Below are 25,183 nucleotides of genomic sequence, written 5' to 3'. Positions count from 1 at the left end.
AACAATATGGACATAAAACTGGATAACTGTTTTCAGTTTGGCCTGGGAGCCTTTGAAACAATTGCCGTGGAAGAGGGGCAGGCTGTTTTTTCTGGAAGGCATTTAAGAAGACTGAAAAAAGCAGCAGAGTTTCTAAATATTGGAAATCCGGAAGAACGTGGGATTACAGAAGAGGGAATCAGAGAATATATAAAAAAAACCGAACTTGTAAAAGGAGCACTCAAGATAATGCTCTCGCAGGATAATGTCCTGATGATAACAAGAGACAATCCTTATATGGAAGAAAATTACATAAAAGGTTTTCAGGCAGATTTCAGTCCAGTGAAGCGAAACGAAACTTCTCCCCTGGTATACTATAAGACAATGAACTACGGAGACTGTATCCTCGAAAAAAAAGCGGCGGCAGCAATTGGCTTTAATGAGAGGATTTTCCTGAATACAAAAGGGCAGATTAGTGAGGGAACTGTCAGTAATATTTTTTTTGTGCGTAGAAACCAGATCTGTACACCACAAGTTTACTGTGGACTTCTTCCGGGCATTATGAGGGAATATCTTCTTGAAAATTATGATATTAATGAGAGAGTAATCTATCCGGAAGAACTGAAATATTATGACGAATGTTTTGTTACCAATTCTCTGATGGGAATCATGCCGGTAATGCAGTTGGGCGATAAACAGTTTACAGAGAGAGGTACAGCTGACAGACTGCGCAAAGAATATATACGAAACAGATTTTGAAGATAAAATAAATATGGATATATATGAAAAATGTTCCTTGCCACAGGGACATTTTTTTATGTATATCCAAAGGGGCAAAATCCCATCACCGAAGGTGATTTGGAATGGATTTTGACCAAGTTGCTGTGAACGAAGTGAACAGTGACTAAAAAAGTGAAAATTCTGTGGCGCAGAAAAAAAGGATTGCATTATGAAAAACAAATCCGTATAATATGTAAAGTTACGAATCTAACTGTTTGAAGATTGAGGAGGTAAAAGATGAATAAGACACTTTTCAAATCCATCAGAGAATATAAGAAACAGTCTGCGCTGGCACCATTTCTTGTAATTCTCGAGGTACTGATGGAAGTTCTCATTCCTCTTGAAATGGCAAAGATTATCGATGTCGGAATCGCAAATGGCGATCTTGGCTATATTGTTCAGAGAGGAATTGCTCTTGTAGTAATGGCAATGCTTGCACTGTTTTTTGGCGTTCAGGCAGGTAATATGGCAGCAGTGGCAGCGGCGGGATACGCCAAAAATCTCCGTCATGATATTTTTTATAAAGTACAGGAGTTTTCATTCAAAAACATCGATCATTTTTCTACATCAGGTCTTGTTACACGAATGACAACAGATATCACAAACGTGCAGATGGCATATATGATGAGTATCCGTCTTCTTGCAAGAGCTCCGATCATGATCATTCTGTCATGGATCATGACGCTTCTTATTAATGTGAAAATTGCGCTGCTTTTCCTGATCGTTATTCCTCTTCTTGGAGGAACATTGCTGTTTATAGCAAAAAAAGCGCATCCGAATTTTATTAAAGTATTTGATGAGTATGATGTTCTCAACAATTCTGTTCAGGAAAACGTTAATGCATCCAGGGTTGTGAAGGCTTTTGTCAGAGAAGAATATGAAGTTGATAAATTTCATGGTATATCAGGATATGTATATGAACTGTTTACAAAAGCTGAAAAAATTGTTGCATGGAATGCACCTGTCATGCAGTTTACCATGTATGTTGTAATCCTCCTTATTGCTGCTGTCGGCGGTCGCAGTATTGTGCTTGGAACAATGGAAACAGGAGAACTTACCAGCATTATTGTTTATGCACTGCAGATTATTATGTCCCTGAATATGGTTACCTTTGTATTTGTCATGATCATGATCGCAGAAGCTTCCACAGACCGTATCACTGAGCTACTTCAGGAAGTTCCTGAAATGCAGGACAAAGATAATTCAGTAAAAGAAGTGAAAAACGGAGAAATACTATTTGATCATGTAGATTTCAGTTATGCAGGAGAAGGAGGAAATCTTTCTCTGAAAGATGTAAGTCTCCATATTCAATCCGGTCAGACAGTTGGTATCATTGGAGGTACGGGCAGCGCAAAATCAACACTTGTACAGATGATCCCGAGACTTTATGATGTGACAGGCGGTGCTGTAAAAGTTGGTGGAGTAGATGTGCGTGATTATAACCTGGAGGTGCTCAGGGATCAGGTATCTATGGTGCTTCAGAAGAATGTACTGTTTTCCGGAAGTATTTATGAAAATATCCGTTGGGGCGACGAAACAGCCAGTGATGAAGAAGTAAAAAGAGTCTGCCGTCTTGCACAGGCAGATGGCTTTGTACAGGAATTTCCGGAGGGATATAACACAAAGATTGTTCAGGGTGGCAATAACGTTTCGGGCGGACAGAAACAGCGTCTCTGTATTGCGCGGGCATTGCTGAAAAAACCTAAAATTCTTATCCTTGATGACTCCACAAGTGCAGTTGATACAAAAACAGACGCGCTGATACGTAAGGCATTCCGTGAGGAAATTCCGGATACAACAAAGATTATTATTGCACAGCGTGTTTCTTCTATCGAAGATGCCGATCAGATTATTGTTCTGGACGGAGGACGTATTTCCGGTATAGGAACTTCTGAAGAACTTCTGAAAACAAATGATATTTACAGAGAAGTATATGAATCTCAGGTGAAAGGAGGGGAAGAAGATGAGTAAGAAAGAAATGGACAACAGAAAACTGTCACGTAAACCGAAACTTGATGCACAGAACAGAAAAACGGCGAAACGTCTTATAAAGTATGTTACAGAGACTTATAAGATTCAGTTTATCCTGGTATTTATCTGCATTCTGATCAGTGCAGTTGCAACTACAGCAGTTTCGTTCTCGTTGAAATATCTTCTTGATGACTTTATACTTCCTCTTATCGGACAGAAAACACCTGATTTTGCAGGGTTATATAAAGCATTGGGAGTGTTGGGCTGTATTTTCATGGCTGGTGTAGTTGCCACATTTATTTATACCCGTATGATGGTATATATCGGTCAGGGAATTCTGAAACGTGTACGTGATGATATGTTTGAGCATATGCAGACATTGCCGATACGGTATTTTGACCAGAATACAAACGGATCTGTCATGAGTCTTTATACCAATGATACAGATACTTTGCGTCAGATGATCAGTCAGGCGATTCCACAGGCGCTTATGGCACTGTTTACGATTATTGTTACGTTTGTATCCATGCTGGTATTAAGTCCACTTCTGACAGTACTTGCAGTACTGGTTATTTTCGTGATGCTTTTTGTGACAGGAAAGATTGGAGCCAAAAGTGGAAGATATTTTGTCCGTCAGCAGGTATCCCTTGCTGATGTCACTGGTTTTGTGGAAGAGCGTATGAATGGACAGAGAGTAGTAAAAGTATTCAACCATGAAAAGAAATCTGAAGAAGAATTTGATGTTCTGAATGAGGCACTTTTTGAAAGCGCATCTGAGGCAAATAAATACGGTAACATGATGGGACCTGTGATTGGAAATATCGGCAATCTTCAGTTTGTGCTGACTGCTGTTCTCGGAGGTGTTCTTTCTGTAGCAGGCGTTGGCAGCATCACACTTGGCGTTATGGCATCTTATCTTCAGTTTACAAAGAGTTTTACGCAGCCGTTTATGCAGGTGGCACAACAGTTTAACTCTATAGTCATGGCACTGGCAGGTGCGGAACGTATCTTCAACCTGATAGATGAAAAACCGGAAGATGATGAAGGGTACGTAACTCTTGTTAATGCCAGAAAAGATAAAAACGGCAATATTGTCGAATGTAAAGAACGAACTGGTATGTGGGCATGGAAGCATCCTCATTCTGCTGATGGAACTGTATCCTACACAGAACTGAAAGGTGATGTCCGTTTTGAAGATGTAACTTTCGGCTACAATGACAACAAAGTTATTCTCCACGATATCAGTCTCTATGCAAAACCAGGCCAGAAACTTGCTTTTGTAGGCTCTACAGGCGCAGGAAAAACAACGATCACAAACCTGATCAACCGTTTCTATGATATACAGGATGGAAAAATCCGTTATGATGGTATTAATATCAGCAAGATCAGAAAAGATGATCTGAGACATTCTCTTGGAATTGTTCTTCAGGATACGCATCTGTTTACAGGAACGATCATGGATAATATCCGTTATGGAAAACTGGATGCAACAGATGACGAAGTATATGCTGCAGCTAAACTGGCTCATGCAGATCAATTTATCCAGATGCTTCCGAATGGATATGATACTATGCTGAGCGGTGACGGTGAGGAACTGTCACAGGGACAGAGACAGTTGCTCTCGATCGCAAGGGCGGCAGTAGCAGACCCTCCGGTACTGATCCTTGATGAAGCGACATCAAGCATTGATACCCGTACAGAGAGTATCGTACAGAAGGGCATGGATAATCTGATGAAGGGTCGTACAGTATTTGTTATTGCGCACAGACTTTCCACTATCAGGAACAGTGATGCAATTATTGTTCTGGAACATGGAAAAATCATTGAAAGAGGCGACCATAAAGATCTTATAAAACAGAAGGGAACCTATTATCAGCTTTATACAGGTAAACTTGAATTATCATAAAAAGTCAGAAGGGACAGTCGGTAAAGGCTGTCCCTCTTTTATGGACGAAGATAATTTTTCATGTATTTCAGGGCATTTTTTTCAAGGCGACTGACCTGTGCCTGAGAGATACCAATTTCATCAGCTACTTCCATCTGAGTTTTTCCCTCATAAAACCGCATTTCTATGATATTTCGCTCCCGTGCACCAAGCCGGTTCATAGCTTCACGCAGTGAGATATTTTCGATCCAGTGCTCTTCGCGGTTTTTCTTGTCGCTGATCTGATCCATGACGTAGAGCGTATCACCACCTTCTGCATATACGGGTTCAAAAAGACTGACAGGGCTTTGAATGGCATCCAGGGCATAGACGATCATTTCTTTTTCAACTCCGATCTCACTGGCAATTTCTGTTACAGTTGGTTCACGGAGATTCTGCTTTACATAGTTGTCTTTGGCATAAATTGCTTTGTATGCAATATCCCGTAATGAACGGCTTACCCGGATGCTGTTATTATCCCGGAGATATCTTCGGATTTCGCCAACGATCATTGGTACTGCATAAGTTGAAAATCTTACATTTAAGGTTGTGTCAAAATTATCAATTGCTTTCATAAGCCCAATGCATCCGATCTGAAATAGATCATCAGCGTTTTCACTGCTGTTCTGAAACCGTTTGATCACGCTCAGTACAAGCCGAAGATTTCCTTTGATATAGAGTTCACGCGCATGCATGTCGCCTTCTTTGGTTCTGCGTAGAAGCTCCTCTTTTTCTTCCGGTTTCAGGACAGGAAGTTTTGATGTATTTACTCCACATATTTCAACTTTATTCAGAGCCATCGCCGTATCCTCCTAATCTCATTCTGTTCAGTCACTCAGTATTAAAAATGATTCTCAGGTAGGATTGAAAATATACTTTTTCGTAAAAAATATAAAAAATAAAAGCCCTTGACAGCTCAGAAACTATGGCCTTTACGGCAGCAGTGTTCTTCTTTCAGTTCAACAAGAATGATATCATCACCAATCTGTACAATGCAGTTCCATGGAATGATATATTCATTTTCTTTGCCCCAGAAACAGCAGAATTTGCCGGGTATGGGGACTATCATTGACTGAATTTTTCCGGTTTTACAGTCGAATTCAAAATCAACGGGGCAGCCCAGGCTTTTGCAGGTACATGTGTTGATGATCTCTTTTTGTCTGAGTTCGCATAATCGCATGATGTTAACTTCTTTTTTTCAAAATATATGTATAAAAAGGCAGAAATATACAGGTACTTTTATTGACATGGCCAGAAAAAATAAAGTATAATATTGGACATAAAAAGGGGAAAGGGGACAAATACGTGAGATGTCCATTTTGTAATCAGGATAATACGAGAGTAGTTGATTCCAGACCGGTAGAAGATACCAATTCAATCCGAAGAAGGCGGATGTGCGAATCCTGTGGGAAACGTTTTACCACCTACGAAAAAGTAGAAAACATTCCACTCAGTGTTATCAAGAAAGATCAGACCCGTGAACAGTACGACCGCTCCAAGATTCAGGGAGGAATCCTGAGAGCATGTTATAAAAGGCCGATCCCGGTAGAAAAAATCGAAGCTATGATGGATTCTATTGAGGGTGATATTTTTGATGCGGCAGATCATGAGATCTCAAGTACGCATATCGGGGAAATCGTCATGGAACATCTGAAGTATCTGGATGCGGTTGCCTATGTGCGGTTTGCTTCTGTATACAGAGAGTTTAAGGATGTTAGCACCTTTATGGATGAACTGAAAAAATTTATGGAACCATAAAAGCCCCCCCTGTCAGACATCGCTGACAGGGGGTAAATTTCACTCGAGAACTTTTTCAAGTTCTTTTATGATAATCTTAAGTGCTTTGATACGGGCATATTTTTTATCAACGGATTCAAGAATATGCCATGGAGCGTAAGAAGTGCTTGTCTTTTTCAGCATTTCATTTACAGCGGTTTCATACTGATCCCATTTTTCACGGTTACGCCAGTCCTCATTAGTGATTTTCCATTGTTTTTCCGGATTATTCTGACGTTCTGTAAAACGCTTGAGCTGCGTTTCTTTATCTATCTGTACCCAGAATTTTAAGATCACGGCACCCCAGTCGTGGAGTTCCTTTTCGAATTCATTTATTTCATTATACGCACGCTTCCAGTCATTTTCACTGCAGAAACCTTCCAGACGTTCGACCATGACACGACCGTACCAGGTGCGGTCAAAAATGGCAATATGACCGTCTTTGGGAAGTCTTGTCCAGAAACGCCACAGATAGTGACGGGATTTTTCATGTGGCTCAGGGCTTGCAATCGGGTGGACTTCATAGCCACGGGGATCAAGAGCTCTGGCAACCCGTTTGATATTGCCGCCCTTACCTGCAGCATCCCAACCTTCATAAGTGATGATCACCGGAATACGTTCGCGGTAAAGACGATTGTGAAGTTCACCAAGGTGCACCTGAAGCTTTTTCAGTTCCTGACTGTATTTTTCATCTTCGACAGTTTTACCTTTGAGTTCAATTTCGGAAAGTCTGGGCATATTTACAAGTGGAAATACATTCTGCGGAATCGGGACAGAGTGTCTCTGATTCTGCAGGGCAACATCAATATTATTGACCAGGGTTTCCATAACCTGGAGTTCAGCCCATTTCCTGTTCCCCGCATCTATAATATACCAGGGAGAAGTTGGGAGATTGGTGTCTTTGAGACAACGGTCAAAAACTTTTTCGCATTTTTTGTAATGTTCATGCTGCCACATGTCAAAATCAGATACACGCCAGCTGGTATCATGTGAATCAAGAAGTTTTTTCATCCGTTTTTTCTGCTCATCTTTGTCAATTTCCATGAAAAATTTCAGAACAAGATATCCATTGTCAGTAAGCTGTCGTTCAAAACGCCGGATACTTTCTGTACGTTTTTCATAAGCCTCGCCTGACATGCTGCCTTCCAGGACTCCTTTTGCAGTTTGTTCAAGCCAGCCGGAATCCAGAAAAGTAAATTTGCCTTCTTCAGGAATCTGTTTCATGTAGCGGTAGAGAAAAGGACGGCGGATTTCTTCGGTCGAAGGTGCAGACATTGTGGCAACTTTAAAGAAGCGAGGGTCAATGTTTTTGATTACTTTTCCAATGATGCTTCCTTTTCCGGCAGCACTCCAGCCTTCAAAAAGTACAAGAACCGGAAGTTTGTGTTCTTTGATCTTCATCTGCAGATCATAAAGTCTGTCCTGCACAGCAGTCATCTGCTCTTTGAGATCAGACTTTTCGGGCATTTCAGCGGGTGTCCATGATTTTAACATTATAATCACCTCATATTTTCTGAAAAAAACTGTTTTTACCTGATGTTTTCAGTATATCATATTGTGAGAATTATTACTACACAAGATGATATTTCAGGAAAGCTTTCTGTATTCCATCATCTGTCACAGCAGGGCAGACATCGTCGGCTAGCTTTTTCAATTCTTCATTTCCATTTTCCATACAGATACCAAGTCCTGCTGTTTCCAGCATTTCCCAGTCATTCATGCTGTCTCCAAAAGCAATGGAATTTTCAACAGGAATGCCAAGATAGTCACACACTTTAAGGACGGCAGTCCCTTTGTTGAATTTGCGGTTTATCAGTTCACAGTTTATGTAAAGGTCAGATGAATCCTGAATGCAGAAGTTGAAATCCTTTTCCAATGCCGGTCTGCACATGTCCAGGTTTTTCATAGAAGGACTCATAAGTATCAGCTTATAGACAGGATCACCAGGGTATTCTGCCATGGGGCGGATACCAAGTGAGTTTGTCAGTTGATTTTGCCAGCGGAGCATTTCGCTGCTGAGGTTTCCTCCGGACTGTTTCCGGATAAAATCAAAAAATTCTGTATCTGTATAAGAACCGTTTTTGCATTCAACGGTGCGGAATACACCATTTTCTTTAAAGATTCTGAGGACATTCTGCTTTTGTTCTTCAGTCATGGGGCAGTCGTAGATTGTTTTATCTCCGCAGAAAACATATCCGCCTGCACTGGCTATGGCACCATCAAACCCGTATTTCATGAAACGTGACATCATGGAATAGCATCGTCCTGTACTGAGAAAAACATAATGTCCTTTAGTATGTGCTTTTTTTATTACTTCAATGGCAGATGAAACAGGAACTGTTTCTCCCGGGAGTGCAAGAGTTCCGTCGATATCAAGAAAAATAATTTTTTTATCCATGGTAAATCCTTTCGTATCCTTATTATGAAATCGATTTCATTTTTGAAAAATTATAATTGAAAAAAAATGATTTGTAAACAGCAGATCCGGTTATCTTTTTGTTGCGCTGATATATAAAAGAAAATAGAATAATATATAAAAATGAGGTACCGGCTGAAAAGTCAGTACCTCATTTTATTATAATAATTTTATTTTTATGAAGTCAGAAATTAAACAATACCCTGTGCGATCATTGCATCTGCAACTTTTTCAAATGCTGCGATGTTTGCACCAACAACGAAATTGTCTTTCGCGTCATAACGGTTTGCTGCATCGTCAATCTTAGCATAAATGTCTTTCATGATCTGATGAAGTTTTGCATCAACTTCTTCGGCTGTCCAGGAAAGTCTCTGAGAGTTCTGGCTCATTTCCAGTGCGGAAGTAGCAACACCACCTGCGTTTGCTGCTTTTCCAGGAAGGAAGAGAACACCGTTTTCCATAGCGTATTCAGTAGCTTCCAGAGTAGTTGGCATGTTTGCACCTTCTACGATATATTTGCATCCATTGGCAATCAGAGCTTTTACTCCGTCAAGACCAAGTTCGTTCTGAGTTGCGCATGGAAGATATACATCACATTTGATGTTCCAGATGCCAAGTCCGTCTGTGTAGGTAGCACCTTCAACACGGTCTGCATATTCTTTGATACGTCCACGTTTAACTTCTTTGATGTCCTTTACGATGTCAAGCTTGATTCCTTCAGGATCATGGATAAATCCGTTGGAGTCACACATTGCAACAACTTTTGCACCAAGCTGTGTAGCTTTTTCTACAGCGTAGATGGCAACGTTTCCGGAACCTGTAACGATAACAGTTTTGCCGTTCAGGGAATCGTTATGTGCCTGCATCAGTTCGTTAAGAATATATACAACACCATATCCTGTAGCCTGTGTACGAATAAGGGATCCACCGTATGTGAGTCCTTTACCTGTCAGTACGCCTTCGTTAAGATTGCGGATACGTTTGTACTGTCCAAAAAGATATCCGATCTCACGTCCGCCTACACCGATATCACCGGCAGGAACATCAGTATCAGCACCGATGTGTTTGCAGAGTTCTGTCATAAAACTCTGGCAGAATGCCATAACTTCTCTGTCAGATTTTCCCTTAGGATCGAAGTTGGAACCACCTTTACCACCACCGATCGGAAGACCTGTCAGGGAATTTTTGAAGATCTGTTCAAAACCAAGGAATTTAAGAATACTCTGGTTTACTGACGGATGGAAACGAAGACCTCCCTTGTATGGTCCGATAGCACTGTTGAACTGTACACGGTAACCTTTGTTTACCTGCACATTTCCTTTGTCATCAATCCACGGAACACGGAAGGAGATAATTCTTTCTGGTTCAACAAGACGTTCCAGAATCGCATAGCTGCGATACTTTTCTTCATTGCGGTCGATTGCAACTTTCAGGGAATCGAGCACTTCTTTTACTGCCTGATGAAATTCCGGTTCACCAGGATTCTGTGCAACGACTCTCTCATAAATTTCTTCTGTGTAAGACATTTGATTTCCTCCTCATCCATATGAATATTCCTGTGACCTGCACAAGATTCTGTATGATTATACACCAATGTGGTAAAGTTGAAAAGAGAAAGAGTAAATTTTTTTGCAAAAATTTTTATCTTGCGTATTTTGACCGAATGTGAGATTATTAATCAATACAGGTTATGGTAAATCTGAACAAAAAGTAACTGTTCACAGGTAATATCCCGCGAGGTATTTTTACATGAATTTGGAAAAATTCCGAGACATATGGGGCAAAATCCCATCACTGAAGGTGATTTGGAATGGATTTTGACCAAGTTGCTGTGAACGGAGTGAACAGTAACAACAAAAATCATGAGAGGAGTGAATATTTTGAGAACATTTGACAAATCTACGAAGCTTGATAATGTACTGTATGATGTGAGAGGACCGGTGGTAGATGAGGCGGCAAAAATGGAGGAAGAAGGCAAAGAGATCCTGAAGCTTAACATCGGAAATCCATATCCTTTTGGATTCTCAGCTCCTCAGGAAGTGATTCTGGATATGCTCAGCAATATCAGGACTTCTCAGGGATATTCGGATTCCAAAGGAATATTTTCAGCACGTAAAGCCATTATGCAGTATGCGCAGCTGAGAAATATACCGAATGTTACGATGAACGATATCTATACAGGAAACGGTGTCAGCGAGCTTATCAATCTGTGTATGCAGGCGCTTCTTGATAATGGAGATGAGATTCTGATCCCGGCACCCGATTATCCCCTGTGGACTGCTACAGCCACACTGGCAGGTGGAAATGTAGTCCATTATATCTGTGATGAGCAGTCAGACTGGTATCCGGATATTGAAGATATCAGAAGCAAGATCACAGACAGAACAAAGGCGATCGTAATCATTAACCCGAACAACCCGACAGGTGCTGTTTATCCGAAAGAGATTCTGGAACAGATTGCACAGATAGCAAGAGAAAAAGAACTGATCATTTTTTCTGATGAGATTTATGACAGACTTGTTATGGATGGATATGAGCATACATCTATTGCATCTCTTGCACCGGATGTTTTCTGTGTTACATTTTCCGGACTTTCCAAGTCACATATGATCGCAGGATTCCGTATTGGCTGGATGATCTTAAGCGGGGCAAAAGAAAAGGCAAAGGGATATATAGAAGGAATTAAGATGCTTTCTTCGATGCGCCTTTGCTCTAATGTACCGGCACAGTCCATTGTGCAGACAGCACTTGGCGGTTATCAGAGTGTAACAGAATATATTAAACCGGGTGGAAGAGTATACGAACAGAGGGAATGCATCTATAATGCGCTTCGTGACATTCCGGGGATTTCCGTTGTGAAGCCACACGCTGCATTTTATATTTTCCCGAAGATTGATACGGAAAAATTCAATATTACAGATGATGAACAGTTTGCTCTTGATTTCCTGCACCAGAAACAGGTTCTTCTTGTACCTGGCAAGGGCTTTAACTGGGCAGAACCGGATCATTTCAGGGTGGTATATCTGCCTAATATACGTCAGCTTGAAAAGGCGTCTGCCAAACTGAAGGAATTTTTAAGTACATACAAACAGCATTAAATTATAGACCAAATTGTTTTTGGATGATATACTTATCACAGGTATCACAATCGGGAATTCTGATTCCCGGTATTATTAAATGAGGGAGGAACCTTGATCGACAGAAGACGATAACTGAAAGGAGATTTTTTGATGACAGGATTTAACACAAAAGTGACACCGGAGATTGAGAGGCTGACAGGAATATGCCAGGATCACAGCAGCATGGATCTTTCGCTTTATGGCAAATATGATGTCAAAAGAGGACTGCGTGATATTAATGGCAAAGGTGTTCTTGCAGGGCTTACACAGATTTCCAATGTACAGGCTGTAAAAATTGTGGATGGCAAGGAAGTTCCCTGTGCGGGAAGTCTTTTTTACCGTGGTTATAATATCAAAGACCTTACTGCAGGTTTTGTGAAAGATCACAGGTTCGGATTTGAAGAAACAACATATCTGCTGCTTTTCGGTGTACTGCCGGATGAAAAACAACTTGCTGATTTTTCAGCGCTTCTTGCCAATCAGCGGTCACTGCCCAGAAACTTTGTAAGAGATGTTATTATGAAGGCACCGGGACGTGATATCATGAATGCCCTGTCCAGAAGTGTTCTTACACTGTATTCTTATGATAATAACCCGGATGATATTTCTCTTCCGAATGTTCTGAGACAATGTCTGAATCTGATCAGTGTGTTTCCGCTTCTTTCTGTTTACGGATATCAGGCTTACAATCATTATGTGAGAGGTAAGAGCCTTTATATCCATAATCCAAAGAAAGAACTTTCTACAGCTGAAAATATTTTGCGTATGTTACGCCCGGACAAGAAATATACTGACCTTGAGGCAAAGATCCTGGATCTGGCACTGATTCTTCATATGGAACATGGCGGTGGTAATAACTCGACCTTTACCACACACGTGGTATCATCTTCGGGAACGGATACATACTCTGCAGTTGCTGCTGCGCTGGGTTCACTGAAGGGACCGAAACACGGCGGAGCCAACATCAAGGTTATTCAGATGTTCCAGGAAATGAAGAAGGAAGTCCATGACTGGGAAGATGAGGATGAAGTAAGAACATACCTCAAAAAACTTCTCCATAAAGAAGCTTTTGACAGACGCGGTCTTATTTATGGTATGGGACATGCGATTTATTCTGTATCAGACCCGAGAGCTGAAGTTCTGAAAGGATTTGTAGAGAGCCTTGCAAAAGAAAAAGGCCGCATGAAAGATTACAGACTGTATTCTATGGTGGAATGGATGGCGCCTCAGGTGATTGCAGAAGAAAGAAAAATATATAAAGGTGTAAGTGCCAACGTGGATTTTTACAGCGGATTTGTTTACAGTATGCTGGATCTGCCGCTTGAGCTTTATACACCGATGTTTGCAGTGGCACGTATTGTAGGCTGGAGTGCACACCGTATGGAAGAGCTTATCAATACAGACAAGATCATTCGTCCTGCATACAAGAGTGTTCTGCCGGAAGCAGAGTATGTACCTCTGGCTGAACGATAATAAATACAGCTGTTGCACAGCAACAATAAAACTGGCAGGAGAGAACAGAATTCATGTTTCGATGTTTTTTTCCGGATGAATATCTGGATTCCGCATATGTGATAGATTATGACAGATTATATCAGGAGGGCTACCGAGGGCTTCTGTTTGATATTGACAATACTCTGGTTCCTCATGGTGCACCGGCAGATGACAGGGCAATCGCTCTGTTCAGGCACCTGAAAGAACTGGGATTTCAGTGTTGCTTTCTGTCAAATAATCAAATTGAACGTGTTTCATCATTTAACAGTGCGATCGGTGCAAAGTTTATAGAAAATGCTCATAAGCCGGCAATAGGAAATTACAGAAAGGCAATGGAGCTTCTGGGTACGGACACCGGGAACACAATATTTATAGGAGATCAGCTTTTTACAGATGTATGGGGCGCAAAAAGAGCCGGCATCCGTAATATCCTTGTTAAGCCGATCAATCCAAAAGAAGAGATCCAGATAGTGCTGAAGCGTTATCTGGAAAAAATAGTGTTATATTTTTACAAAAAGGAGGAGGGGATTTCATGAACCATATTGTCATTATTGGGTTTATGGGTTCAGGAAAAACAAGAGTAGGAAAACAGTTAGCGAAGGATCTGGGACTTCCATTTATAGATCTGGAGAAGATCATCACCAAAAAGATGAATCTTTCTGCAAGAGAAATATTTGAAAGATTTGGAGAACCATATTACAGAGCACTTGAAACTCTGGCACTGAAACAGCTGATACAGGACAAGAACCGTAAGGTGATATCCCTGGGAGCGGGACTTCCGCTGCAGGAGCAGAACGAAAAATATCTCAAACAGCTTGGTACTATCATATATCTTAAAGGTTCATTTGCAACACTGAAGAAACGACTGGAAGGGTCAAGAAAAGACCCGCTCCTTGATGGCGAAGACCGTGATGAAAAGATCAAAAAGCTTTTGAAACAGAGGGATCCGGTTTATGACAAGTTTGCGGATATCAAAGTTGTTACCGGTGAGAAACCTTTTGAAGAACTGATAAAAGAAATAGAAGAAAAAATTGCTACATAATAAAAAAAATAGTTGAAATATTTTCATGTATATTATAGAATGGTTAACAGTGAACACTATCAGAAGGAGGATTTTAATATGATTTCAGCAGGTGATTTCAAAAACGGTATCACACTTGAAATTGAGGGAAATGTATGTCAGATTGTTGAATTCCAGCATGTAAAACCTGGAAAGGGCGCTGCATTTGTCAGAACAAAATATAAAAATATCATTACAGGAGCTGTACTGGAAAAATCTTTCCGTCCTACAGAAAAATTCCCGCAGGCACGTATTGACCGTGTGGATATGAGTTATCTGTATAATGATGGAGAACTTTACAACTTCATGAACACAGAAACATATGATCAGATTGCACTTACAGCTGATCAGGTTGGTGATTCTCTTAAATTTGTTAAAGAAAACGAAGTTGTTAAGGTTTGCTCTTATAACGGAAACGTATATGCAATTGAACCACCTCTGTTTGTTGAACTTGAGGTAATTGAAACAGAACCAGGATTTGCAGGAAATACTGCGCAGGGAGCTACTAAACCGGCAACTGTTGAAACAGGAGCACAGGTACAGGTTCCGCTGTTTGTAAATCAGGGAGACAAACTTAAAATCGATACAAGAACAGGTGAATATCTGTCACGTGTTTGATAATGTAGAAAATACCGTCGGCGAATGCCGGCGGTATTTTTTTTCTCTAATATTACTATCGAATTACAAAAATATTTCGTTTATCATAATTATATCAAATTTTGATTATATAATTTATTTTGCTTTAATATGAAAATACCAGGAGAGAGAAATGAAAAATATTAAGATCATGATCGTAGAAGATGAACCGAAGCTTTTGAAGACCATGACAGATTTTCTGGCACTGCAGGAATATGATGTCGAATATGCATCCGATGGAAATAGTGCCCTGACACTTTTTCGAGAGAAAAAACAGGAAATAGAACTGATACTTCTGGATCTGATGCTTCCGGATATCAGTGGTTATACAGTTTTAAAAGAAATTCGAAAAATATCTGAAGTTCCTGTGATCATTTTGTCGGCCAGATCAGCGGTGGCAGATCAGATCAGCGGGTTTGAAAAGGGTGCAGATGATTATATCACAAAGCCTTTTTCGCTGAGTCTTGTGAAAATGCATATCGAAGCATTGCTGAAACGTGCCGGAAAGATGAGAGAGGTTCTGGAATACAGAGAACTGCGTTTAGATAAGACATCACAGAAGCTTTATAAAAACGGAACACTTATTAAGACAACCCGCAAAGAATATGAACTTCTTCTTTATTTTATGGAACATGGAGGCATGATTCTTCAGAGAAACGTTATTTTGGATGCAGTCTGGGAATATGATTATGAAGGCGATATCCGGACAATAGATACTCTTGTAAAACAGCTACGCAAAAAGCTTGGTGAAGAGTGCAATTATATCAGGACGGTTTATGGAGTTGGATATGTTTTCGGGGAGGAACAATGACAGGTAAATATAGAAAAGAAGAGCATGGAATCCTGGTGTGGTATACATTGATTTCAGCTGTTGTTGTAATAGCTGTATATGCATTGGGAAGTTATCCTTTTTATATTCACCAGAAATCATCTGTTATACGTAATTTATATAAAGAACTTCAGGGTATGGAGTTGAATGATCTGAATGATGATGAGCAGGAAGCAATAAATGAATATCAGGAAGAAAAATATGAACTGCTGATAGTGGATCAGAAGTATAAAATTTTATATTCTTCCAGAAATACTATTTCCGATGAGTTTGTGCGTAAGCATGTAATAAGCAGAATAGAGCAGTTTGTACCGGAAGGCTACATAGATAAAGATTCCTATCAATTGAGACATATTTTAATATTGAGGGGAAAAGTTCTTCAGAAAGATCAGACATATTACGTATACATAAGAAAAGAAGTTCAGTCAGGCATTGAATTCATGAAGGGGACAGTTATTTATCTATGTCTGGCAGTCATGTTGTGTCTGGCAGGAGAAGTTCTGATCATAAAAAAATATGATAACAGATTCCATGATCGAAACAGGCAGGCAGATTATCAGCTTCAGGACAGGCAGAAAGAATTTGTTGCAAATATTTCCCATGAGCTCAAGACACCTCTTGCAGTGATATCCAGTCAGGTGGAAATGCTTGAGATGATGGGGGACAAGGTTGACAGGGAATATTATTTTTCCTCTATTCATGAAGAACTGGACAAAATGTCAACAATGATAGGTGAACTTCTTGATTTTACCATGCTGGATAATCAGCTTGACAGTATGAAAACAGGAAAAACAGATGTCTCAGAGCTTATGGAATATCTTCTTATGCGTTATGATGCAATCTTTCGCAAAAACTGTATCCGGGTAGAAAAAGAAATCACGCCGGAATGCTGCGTCTGCGGAAATCAGATGTATCTGGAGCGGGCAGTAAATAATTATCTTATGAATGCACTGCAGCATACAGGTCAGGGAAGAAAGATGCGTGTCAGTGTGACTGAAAGAAAGAACAAGGTACGTATCGAAGTTTATAATGAAGGTGAACTGATTGAAAAAGACCAGATGGAACATATCTGGGACAGCTTTTATACATTTTCAAGAAAGCAGAAATCAGACAACCAGGCTGAACTGAAAAATGTCGGACTTGGACTTTTTGTTGTCAGAAAAATAACGGAAAAACATAGGGGAAGATGCGGAGCAGAAAATCTTTCAGAAGGTGTTCTGTTCTGGATAGAACTTCCTGTATATGAAATACAAAATCAAAACATTAAATAAGGAGTGTATTGATTATGAAAAACAGAAAATTTGCATGGATTCTCGGAGTAGTACTTGCAGCAGGAATGATAGCAGGTTGTGGCTCTGAAAAGAAAACAGAGGAAAACACAACAGTTACTGAGTCACATGAAGAGAAAAGTGAAGACTCTGAAGAAGTAGACGAAACTGAGGAAGCAGAAGAAACCGATGATGCAGCGGAAGAAGATACTGAAGCAACAGACAGTGAGAAAACAGAAACTTCAGAAGACACAGAAGATGCAGCAGAAGACGAAACGGCAGCTTCTGAGGGGGTAAAAGGCGATTTTGACAGTGCAACAGCTTCTGTTGCAGGCTGGAATCTGACTGTGGAAGATGTAAAACTGAATTCTTCTCTGGAAAATGTCAGTGTGGAACTTGGTTACACAAGTGTCGAGACAAATGACTTTAAAAAGGAAGCAGAAGATGGAAAAACCTTCTGTCTTATCAAAATGAAGATCGAGAAGGACGGAAGTAAAGAGAGCATTGACTGGAAAAATATGACAGTTACTGACAGCGAAGGAAATACATATGAAAGAATATCCGATGAATTCCTGACTGATCTGGGAATGGTCCGTATGCCTGGAAACACATTGAATTTCGGATCAAATGAAGGCTGGATCATCTACGAGGTAAATGAAGGTGCTGAAGGACTTCAGCTGAATTATAATTTTGAGTCAGAAAAATATAACTGCGTTTTGACAAAGTAAAATATCATACGATTGGGAGAATTTCTATGAAGAACAGAATATATTTATGGATGGCAGCACTGGTGCTTTGTGGAACAGCATCAACAGCATTGCCGGCACAGATAAAAGCAGAAGTTTCATCGGAAAAAAGTTCGGATTCCAGTGAAACAGAGACAAATTCTATTCTTGAAAAAACTGATATTTTTGAACAGCAGAAAGCAACGGATGAGGCACTTCTCCAGGAAGCCGGGAATGATTATTCATTGGAAGATGCACTGATTGTTGTAAATCCATATGGTACAGCACCATTGTCAGCAGTGGCGGTATTTACAACAGATGAAGAAGTGGGTGGAACAATTACAGTAAAAGGGAAATCATCCGAAAACGATATTACAGGCACATTTGAAGCCTCAAAACAGCATATTGTACCAGTTTACGGCCTGTATAGCGGAGATACGACAGAAGTTGTTATTGAACTTGATAATGGAAAGTCTGCTTCTTATGAGGTAAGTACAGAAGCACTGAATGCTGATTACGGTGAAATCAAGGCAGAAGTATCTGATCCGGATAATTATGATTATTCCAACCTGACGTTCCTCTGCTCGACAATGGGATCTCTTTATGCAGTAGATTCAGCAGGAGATATTCGTTTTTATACCACAATTGGAGGAACACTGGGAGTACATCAGCTGAAAAACGGACATCTTATGATGCCGGCTTCCTATGTATTGAAATCCAGTTATTATAAAGAAGGACTGATTGAAACAGATCTTACAGGAAGAATTTACCGAGAATATGCAGTACCAGGCGGAATGCATCATGATTTCAGAGAACTTCCCAACGGAAACCTTCTTGTTGCATCTGACAGTCCCGATTTAAGCTCTGTAGAGGATTATGTGGTGGAAATTGACCGAACAACAGGAGAAGTTGTATGGGAACTGGATATGAAAGACCTGATAAATATGGAAGACGGACAGTCTGCTTCAATGGATTCCGATGGAAGTGAGGAATCTGACTGGTTCCATAATAACGGAATCTGGTATGATGAACAGAATGATCTTGTCCTTCTTTCAGCCAGACATAAAGACGCAATCGTAGCTGTGAATAAATCAGACAAAACAATCGCATGGATTTTAGGTGATCCGACTGGTTGGGACAAAACAGACAGCAAATATTTCTTTACTCCGGAGGGAGAAGATTTTGAATGGTTTTATGCGCAGCATAATGTAACCATGCTGGATAACGGCGATATTATGCTCTTTGACAATGGTACTGCGAAGGTTAAGAGAGAAGACAATGACAAACGTGTTACCGGTGATGATGTATATTCAAGAGCTGTGATCTATCACATTGATACAGAGAATATGACAGTTTCCCAGGTTTATGAATATGGTAAAGAACGCGGTGCTGACTGGTATGCTGACTGGATTTCAGGAGTCGATTCTCTTGATGGAACAAAGGCTCATCTCTTTATTACAGCAGGATCACATCTTCATAATGATGAAGAAAACAGAAGTGATTACTATCCGTCCGATATGTTTCAGCAGGGTCTTACCAAAATGACACATATAGATCAGGTAGATAACGGAAACCTGACTTTTGAACTGACTGTGGCTGGAGATACCTATAATGCACTCACGTACAGATCATTCCGTATGGCACCATATACAGTTTCCGCAGATCTGACAGAAGTACCGGAGGTACTGGGAAGCCTTGGAGAAACGGCTTATGAGGCAACAGATACAGATCTTTCACAGGCAGAAACAGTACCGGAGGGAATCAGTGTAACACTTGATGATATTAAAGTATCTGTCACGGGAATCTGTCAGACAGATACAAAGGCAGCAGATCTGAAAGATGGACAGCTGATCCTTCAGAGCGAAAATGAGCAGAGAACATACGAACTCAGACAGTCGGCAACAGATGGAGAAAAGGGTACATCAGTAAGCGTAAATGGCTGGACCGCAGTTGACGGACTTGAAGAAAGTAACTGGGATATCTATATTTCTGTAGATGGAGTGATCTACAATACGGGATATAGTTTATCCTTCTAGGGGAGAAGAAATGAAGAAAAAGGGTCGAAAAATTTTACTGATCATTATTGTGGTTGTACTGATACTGATGATCCCGGTGGGAATCATCGGATGGAAAAAACGTATCGGTATTTATAATACTTTCATGAAACTGACCGGACAGGAAAGTTCTTTTGAAGTCATAGAAAAACTGAGATCTGATTATACTGGATATTACAAACAGAAACTGAAAGTAAAAATGGACAGGGATAATACAATTAAGATCCAGGAAAATGATCAGGATTCAGATGATATTGATACAACTATTGAGAAAGAAGCAACACTGGTAGAGACCTCCCTGGAAATTGATCAGCAGCTTCAGGCAGAGCAGGAAAACGGGTATACATGGGAAGAACCGATGGTTATTTCCAATCCATATCAGATTTCCCCTCTGACAGCTGTGGTACTTTTTGATACAGATGAATCCTGTGGTGTACGTTTCACTGTAAAAGGAAAGACAGAGGCTGCTGATATTTCGGGTGAAGTGGCTGCGGCAACGTCTCACAGAATCCCGATTATAGGACTTTATCCGGGAATGGAAAACACGGTTGTACTGGAACTTCTGGATTCTCAGGGAAAAACAACGGATTTGCAGGAAATTAAAATCACAACAGATGCACTCCCGGAAAATATGCAGGATGCAGTTACTCCTGTTCAGACATCAGGAGAGTCAGCATTTGAACTTACTATGGTTTATGGACAGCGTACACATTATCCGTTTGCGTATGACTGCATGGGCGATATTCGATGGTATATGTCAAGGGAGACTGCCAATTATGGAGTTTTTATGCTCAGTAATCACAGAATGATATGGCAGGATCCGGCAGGATATGTACCGTCGGTTCACAAACCACAGACTACGAATATGTATGAAATGGATTATCTGGGACGGGCATACAGAATGTATTATGTTTCAGGTGGAGTTCATCATGAAGTGATTGAAAAAGAACCGGGAGGTAACCTGCTGGTTCTGAGCAGTTCCATGAAGGCACATGTGGAGGACGTTATTCAGGAGATTGACAGGGAAACAGGAGAAGTTGTTGATGAGCTGAATCTGAAAGATATATTTGGAGATAAATTTGCAGACAGATTTGACTGGGCACATTTAAATACAGTTTCCTATCAGCCGGAAGAAGGTACAATTCTTGTTAATGCCAGAAATATTGAATCATCAGTAAAAATTGACTGGGCTACAAAAGAAATCAAATGGATTCTGTGTGATCCGTATTTCTGGAAAGGTTCAGAATTTGAAAAATATGTCCTTATCCCTGACGGAGATTTTACCTATCATTATCAGCCACACAGTGTGTATCAGCTGAGTGCGGATCTGGATGGAAATCCGGATACAGTGGAGATTTCCATGTTTGATAACCATTATCTATGGAATCATAAATCCGAACTGCCATCTTATGAGGCTACAGGATATTCATATATTCTGGTTTATTCTGTTGATGAGAATGCAGGTACAGTAAAACAGATTAAGAGCATCCCGACTGCGTTTTCAAATATAACGTCCAATGCAGTTTATGATGAGGAATCTAATCATATTTTCAGTATGTCGGGACATATAAAGACAACAGGAAAAACGTTTGAATATGATTATGATACAGGAGAAGTGCTGAATGAATTTGATATTGCCACAAGTTTTTATCGTGCTTCGGAAATGCTGATCGATTATAATGACCTTGCGACACCGATGGAAGTGGAAAATGATTATATCAAGGGTGAACTGTGGCAGCCTGTTTCCACGAACAAAAAAATAAATTCAGCACCATCTGAGACAATTTCATCTGATAAAGTCAGCCTCAAGATAATGGGAAAAACGCTTTATGTTGGTACTGATGACCATAGAATTTCACAGGTTATTTTTCAGAGTGAAAATAATACCTATGTTTATGATCTTTCTGATATACGTCTTTATCTGAAAGTTGTCATGCAGTTCCATGAGACAATTCCAATCCCTCTTCAGGGAATGGAAGCAGACACTTATAATATTTATGTGATGTATGAAGATAATTTCTACAATACAGGCCAGTCTTTCACAATAAAATAAATTTAAAACCGGCTCACGGACAGAGGATATCTGTCTGTGAGCTTTTTTTCTGTAAATATGCAGTGAATTTTTTTATCAGACAGCATACGAAAATGTTGAAGCAAACGGCAGATGACAAATCTTTCTTCTCCATGTATAATAAGAAAAAACGAAAAAATATTTATACAGGAGAGAGGAAATCATTATGGAATACAGAACACTTGGAAAGACGGGACTTAAGATTTCAAGAATGGGTTTTGGCGGTATACCTATTCAGAGAATAGATGCAGAAGGAACGAGAAAACTTCTTCATGAAATGGCTGAAAAAGGAATTAACTATATTGACTCAGCAAGAGGGTATACGGTCAGTGAACAGTATATTGGTTATGGACTGGAAGGAATGAGAGATAAATTTGTGCTGGCAACAAAGTCAATGTCCAGAACAAAAGATGCCATGGCAGCAGATATTGAGATAAGTCTTAAAAATTTCTGCACAGATTATATAGACCTTTATCAGGTGCATAACCCAAGCATGGAGCAGTTGGATCAGGTTATTGGAGAAGGCGGTGCACTGGAAGCACTTATGGAGGCAAGAGAGGCAGGAAAAATCGGACATATCGGTCTGACTGCCCATTCTACTGCGGTATTTGAACGCGCACTGGATCTGGACTGGGTTGAGACTATCATGTTCCCGTATAATATTGTAGAGCAGCAGGGTGCGGAACTTATCCATAAATGTGCGGAAAAAAATATCGGATTTATTGATATGAAACCTCTGGCAGGCGGTGCCATCGAAGATGGGACACTGGCACTTCGTTATGTCTGTTCCAATCCTGATGTTACAGTTGTCATTCCGGGTATGGCCGAGAGCAGAGAGATTGAAGAGAATATGAAAGCATGTTCTGACACATCACCACTTACAGAGGAAGAACTGGCTAAGATGGATGAAGTGCGTAAACAGCTGGGAACAGATTTCTGTCGTCGCTGTAATTACTGTGCACCGTGCACGGTCGGAATCAATATTCCGAGTGTGTTCCTGTTTGCAGGATATCTTCAGAGATATGACCTTGGAGACTGGGCAAGGGATCGTTACAGCACACTCAAGGTAAAAGCTTCTGAATGCATCGGCTGTGGCAAATGCGAGCCAAGATGTCCGTATCACCTTCCGATCAGAGAAAAACTCAGACAATGTGCAAAAGATTTCGGGGAGATCTGAGGAGGAAAACTGATATGTTTAAAGACCTTGTAAAGGTGAGCAGAAGCTACAGAGGATATGATGAATCTTATCATTTTACAGAAAAAGAACTGGCGGATTTTGTAGACTGTGCAAGGTTTGCACCTTCCAGTGTAAATGGACAGCCGTTTCGTTATTATCTCGCATGGCAGAAAGAAAAAGTTGCTCTCATACAGAGCTTTACCAAGTGGGCGAGAGCACTGCCGGACATGAAACTTCCCCATGTAGGAAAATGTCCAACAGGATTTATTGTGATCTGCCAGGATTTGAATCTGGGAGATTCCATAGCAAGATATCAGAAAGATGTGGGAATTGTAGCCCAGACCATGCTTCTTGCGGCAGCAGAAAAAGGCCTTGGAGGATGCATGATTGGTAATTTCGGACCGGAGAAAGTAAAGGAAGCCCTGGAGCTTCCTGAGAATCTTATACCGGTACTGATCGTGGCTTTTGGAAAACCAGATGAAAAAATCGTCCTGACCGAAATTGAAGAAGGCCAGAGTACAAAGTATTATCGTGATGAAAATGATGTACATTATGTACCGAAACGAAAACTAAAAGATATTATAATTTCTTAACGGTGATAGAAATTCTTCCTGTCATGCTGAATCAGGGAAAGCCCTGCATCTGTCATCTGAAGGTCATAACGGTTGAGAAGACTTTTGTTTAAATACAGTTCCGCACGGTGTATGAGCTGTATATCAGAACAGCAACAGTCATACTCAAACAGATATCCTTCCTCGGTTTTCTGACCGTTTCGGAAAGTAACAGGAACTTTCAGCTGAGTAGATAATGCGTCTGCATATAACCGTCCGAGGCGGGAAATTTTGCGCTTTTCTTTACGTTTTACGGGACGTTCTTCGTCAGATCGATCCAGATCTCTTTGCAAAAAGAAAACATGTGCAAAGGAAAAAATAACAGGAAGAATACTGAAAAGAAGCCAGTAATTCAGGTTTCCATAAAAAATCCCCGGAATAATAAGTAACAGAAAAATAAGCAGATATAATGTTCCGGAAAAAAAACTGAAGAACAGTTTGTGCCAACCAGGAAGAGAAGAAATTGCTGCAAGAAATGTCAGGGTAAGTAAAAAATATCCGGGCAGTGACAGTTCAGGATACTGAAAAAGAAAACTGCCACAGAAAATAAAAGCTTCCAGAATAAGTATAGAGCTATTGGTAAGCCGGAGAATTTTGTACATGGCACCTGAGATGTCATTAGAAGGACAGCCTTCCATCAGCTGTACGTCAAGTTTTTCGGCAAGCTCTTTGGCAGCACGTGAAAAGGTGCTGTTGGTCATGACCATAGCATGGTCACAGTCATAAAATCCTGCGCCGGAATAAGCTTCCTGAACGGCTTTGTTACCAACAGTATGGGAATAGTATTTACACTGGATTCCGTATTTTTTACCGTTTTTGTAGGCGATGACATCAATACCCTGATCCCCGATGCTCTGCGTAACAGAAACCTTGTGAAATCCACGGTTTCTCAGAAGTTCCGCACATCTGTATTCAAACTGAAATCCGTCCATTGACCGGCTCCTTTCTGTAATATAAAGCGAACATACTTTCGTATAACAGGAGGATATCAGATTTCATGACAGATTTCAAGAGGATTAAGTTGAAAATTGAATTATAGATGATGTAGAGTTACTGTTCACAGGTAATCCTGCGAGGTGTTTTGCCATGAATATGGCAAAATCCCGAGACATACAGGGCAAAATCCCATCACCGAAGGTGATTTGGAATGGATTTTGACCAAGTTGCTGTGAATGGAGTGAACCAATGTCATTTACTTAAGGAAATTCCTTGTAAAAAAGGAGTTTCCTTTTTTATTACCAGTAACTCAAAAAACACTTGACAATACCTCATGTTTGTGCGGCTTTTTTCTGA

At 40.3% G+C, this 25,183-nt stretch carries 22 protein-coding genes; 16 read left to right on the top strand and 6 right to left on the bottom strand.

The window, feature by feature from the left end:
* Positions 1 to 6: 6 nt before the first annotated feature.
* From ACTNB8_RS08205 to ACTNB8_RS08195, 3 genes are all read left to right on the top strand, one after another.
* A complete protein-coding gene (locus ACTNB8_RS08205) occupies positions 7 to 738 on the top strand; it encodes an aminotransferase class IV (RefSeq protein WP_441053803.1) in 732 nt (243 codons plus the stop codon).
* 258 nt (positions 739 to 996) lie between these two features.
* A complete protein-coding gene (locus ACTNB8_RS08200) occupies positions 997 to 2,730 on the top strand; it encodes an ABC transporter ATP-binding protein (protein ID WP_441053802.1) in 1,734 nt (577 codons plus the stop codon).
* A gap of 7 nt (positions 2,731 to 2,737) precedes the next feature.
* Positions 2,738 to 4,636 carry an ABC transporter ATP-binding protein gene (locus tag ACTNB8_RS08195; protein WP_441053831.1) on the top strand — a complete coding sequence of 633 codons (1,899 nt, stop codon included), beginning with the start codon at positions 2,738 to 2,740 and terminating at the stop codon, positions 4,634 to 4,636.
* 38 nt (positions 4,637 to 4,674) lie between these two features.
* Here the strand turns inward: ACTNB8_RS08195 and sigG are convergent, their stop codons facing one another.
* Entirely contained in the window at positions 4,675 to 5,454 is a 780-nt protein-coding gene (sigG, locus tag ACTNB8_RS08190) for an RNA polymerase sporulation sigma factor SigG (protein ID WP_441053801.1), read from the bottom strand.
* Positions 5,455 to 5,570: 116 nt separating this feature from the next.
* Positions 5,571 to 5,834: a YlmC/YmxH family sporulation protein gene (locus ACTNB8_RS08185; protein WP_441053800.1), complete on the bottom strand. Its 264-nt coding sequence runs from the start codon at positions 5,832 to 5,834 to the stop codon at positions 5,571 to 5,573.
* Between the two features lie 125 nt (positions 5,835 to 5,959).
* On the opposite strand from ACTNB8_RS08185, the gene nrdR reads away from it, so the two are divergent.
* Entirely contained in the window at positions 5,960 to 6,412 is a 453-nt protein-coding gene (nrdR, locus tag ACTNB8_RS08180; protein WP_441053799.1) for a transcriptional regulator NrdR, read from the top strand.
* Positions 6,413 to 6,451: 39 nt separating this feature from the next.
* On the opposite strand, the gene pap is transcribed toward nrdR, so the two are convergent.
* The 3 genes from pap to gdhA form a co-directional block, all read right to left on the bottom strand.
* On the bottom strand, positions 6,452 to 7,924 hold the full coding sequence (gene pap, locus ACTNB8_RS08175) for a polyphosphate:AMP phosphotransferase (protein ID WP_441053798.1): 1,473 nt from the start codon (positions 7,922 to 7,924) through the stop codon (positions 6,452 to 6,454).
* A 76-nt stretch (positions 7,925 to 8,000) separates the two neighbouring features.
* Positions 8,001 to 8,828: an HAD family hydrolase gene (locus ACTNB8_RS08170; RefSeq protein ID WP_441053797.1), complete on the bottom strand. Its 828-nt coding sequence runs from the start codon at positions 8,826 to 8,828 to the stop codon at positions 8,001 to 8,003.
* Positions 8,829 to 9,037: 209 nt separating this feature from the next.
* Positions 9,038 to 10,372, bottom strand: a complete 1,335-nt coding sequence (gene gdhA / locus ACTNB8_RS08165) for an NADP-specific glutamate dehydrogenase (protein WP_441053796.1) — start codon at positions 10,370 to 10,372, stop codon at positions 9,038 to 9,040.
* A gap of 354 nt (positions 10,373 to 10,726) precedes the next feature.
* Between gdhA and ACTNB8_RS08160 the strand changes: the two genes are divergently transcribed.
* The 12 genes from ACTNB8_RS08160 (at position 10,727) to ACTNB8_RS08105 (ending at position 23,872) form a co-directional block, all read left to right on the top strand.
* Positions 10,727 to 11,944, top strand: a complete 1,218-nt coding sequence (locus ACTNB8_RS08160) for an aminotransferase class I/II-fold pyridoxal phosphate-dependent enzyme (RefSeq protein WP_441053795.1) — start codon at positions 10,727 to 10,729, stop codon at positions 11,942 to 11,944.
* 132 nt (positions 11,945 to 12,076) lie between these two features.
* The gene (locus ACTNB8_RS08155; protein ID WP_296156683.1) at positions 12,077 to 13,438 is read left to right on the top strand and encodes a citrate/2-methylcitrate synthase; all 1,362 of its coding nucleotides are present in this window, start codon (positions 12,077 to 12,079) and stop codon (positions 13,436 to 13,438) included.
* A 53-nt stretch (positions 13,439 to 13,491) separates the two neighbouring features.
* The gene (locus ACTNB8_RS08150) at positions 13,492 to 13,995 is read left to right on the top strand and encodes a YqeG family HAD IIIA-type phosphatase (protein WP_441053794.1); all 504 of its coding nucleotides are present in this window, start codon (positions 13,492 to 13,494) and stop codon (positions 13,993 to 13,995) included.
* A complete protein-coding gene (locus ACTNB8_RS08145; protein ID WP_441053793.1) occupies positions 13,992 to 14,501 on the top strand; it encodes a shikimate kinase in 510 nt (169 codons plus the stop codon). Before ACTNB8_RS08150 ends, ACTNB8_RS08145 begins: the two co-directional genes overlap by 4 nt.
* Positions 14,502 to 14,579: 78 nt before the next feature.
* Positions 14,580 to 15,137 carry an elongation factor P gene (gene efp / locus ACTNB8_RS08140; RefSeq protein WP_441053792.1) on the top strand — a complete coding sequence of 186 codons (558 nt, stop codon included), beginning with the start codon at positions 14,580 to 14,582 and terminating at the stop codon, positions 15,135 to 15,137.
* 151 nt (positions 15,138 to 15,288) lie between these two features.
* The gene (locus ACTNB8_RS08135) at positions 15,289 to 15,966 is read left to right on the top strand and encodes a response regulator transcription factor (protein ID WP_441053791.1); all 678 of its coding nucleotides are present in this window, start codon (positions 15,289 to 15,291) and stop codon (positions 15,964 to 15,966) included.
* Positions 15,963 to 17,255, top strand: a complete 1,293-nt coding sequence (locus tag ACTNB8_RS08130) for a sensor histidine kinase (protein ID WP_441053790.1) — start codon at positions 15,963 to 15,965, stop codon at positions 17,253 to 17,255. Before ACTNB8_RS08135 ends, ACTNB8_RS08130 begins: the two co-directional genes overlap by 4 nt.
* Before the next feature lie 14 nt (positions 17,256 to 17,269).
* The gene (locus ACTNB8_RS08125; RefSeq protein ID WP_441053789.1) at positions 17,270 to 17,980 is read left to right on the top strand and encodes a hypothetical protein; all 711 of its coding nucleotides are present in this window, start codon (positions 17,270 to 17,272) and stop codon (positions 17,978 to 17,980) included.
* A gap of 26 nt (positions 17,981 to 18,006) precedes the next feature.
* On the top strand, positions 18,007 to 20,013 hold the full coding sequence (locus tag ACTNB8_RS08120; RefSeq protein WP_441053788.1) for an aryl-sulfate sulfotransferase: 2,007 nt from the start codon (positions 18,007 to 18,009) through the stop codon (positions 20,011 to 20,013).
* Between the two features lie 10 nt (positions 20,014 to 20,023).
* Positions 20,024 to 22,084: an aryl-sulfate sulfotransferase gene (locus ACTNB8_RS08115; protein WP_441053787.1), complete on the top strand. Its 2,061-nt coding sequence runs from the start codon at positions 20,024 to 20,026 to the stop codon at positions 22,082 to 22,084.
* 184 nt (positions 22,085 to 22,268) lie between these two features.
* Entirely contained in the window at positions 22,269 to 23,279 is a 1,011-nt protein-coding gene (locus tag ACTNB8_RS08110) for an aldo/keto reductase (protein WP_441053786.1), read from the top strand.
* A 14-nt stretch (positions 23,280 to 23,293) separates the two neighbouring features.
* Positions 23,294 to 23,872, top strand: a complete 579-nt coding sequence (locus tag ACTNB8_RS08105) for a nitroreductase family protein (RefSeq protein WP_441053785.1) — start codon at positions 23,294 to 23,296, stop codon at positions 23,870 to 23,872.
* Here the strand turns inward: ACTNB8_RS08105 and ACTNB8_RS08100 are convergent.
* Positions 23,869 to 24,822: a restriction endonuclease gene (locus tag ACTNB8_RS08100; protein WP_441053784.1), complete on the bottom strand. Its 954-nt coding sequence runs from the start codon at positions 24,820 to 24,822 to the stop codon at positions 23,869 to 23,871. The genes ACTNB8_RS08105 and ACTNB8_RS08100 overlap by 4 nt on opposite strands.
* Positions 24,823 to 25,183 lie beyond the last annotated feature (361 nt).

The organism is Blautia sp. HCP28S3_G10 (assembly GCF_052065235.1).
Lineage (GTDB): Bacteria > Bacillota > Clostridia > Lachnospirales > Lachnospiraceae > Blautia_A.
This window is presented reverse-complemented; position numbering and strand designations above follow the sequence as displayed.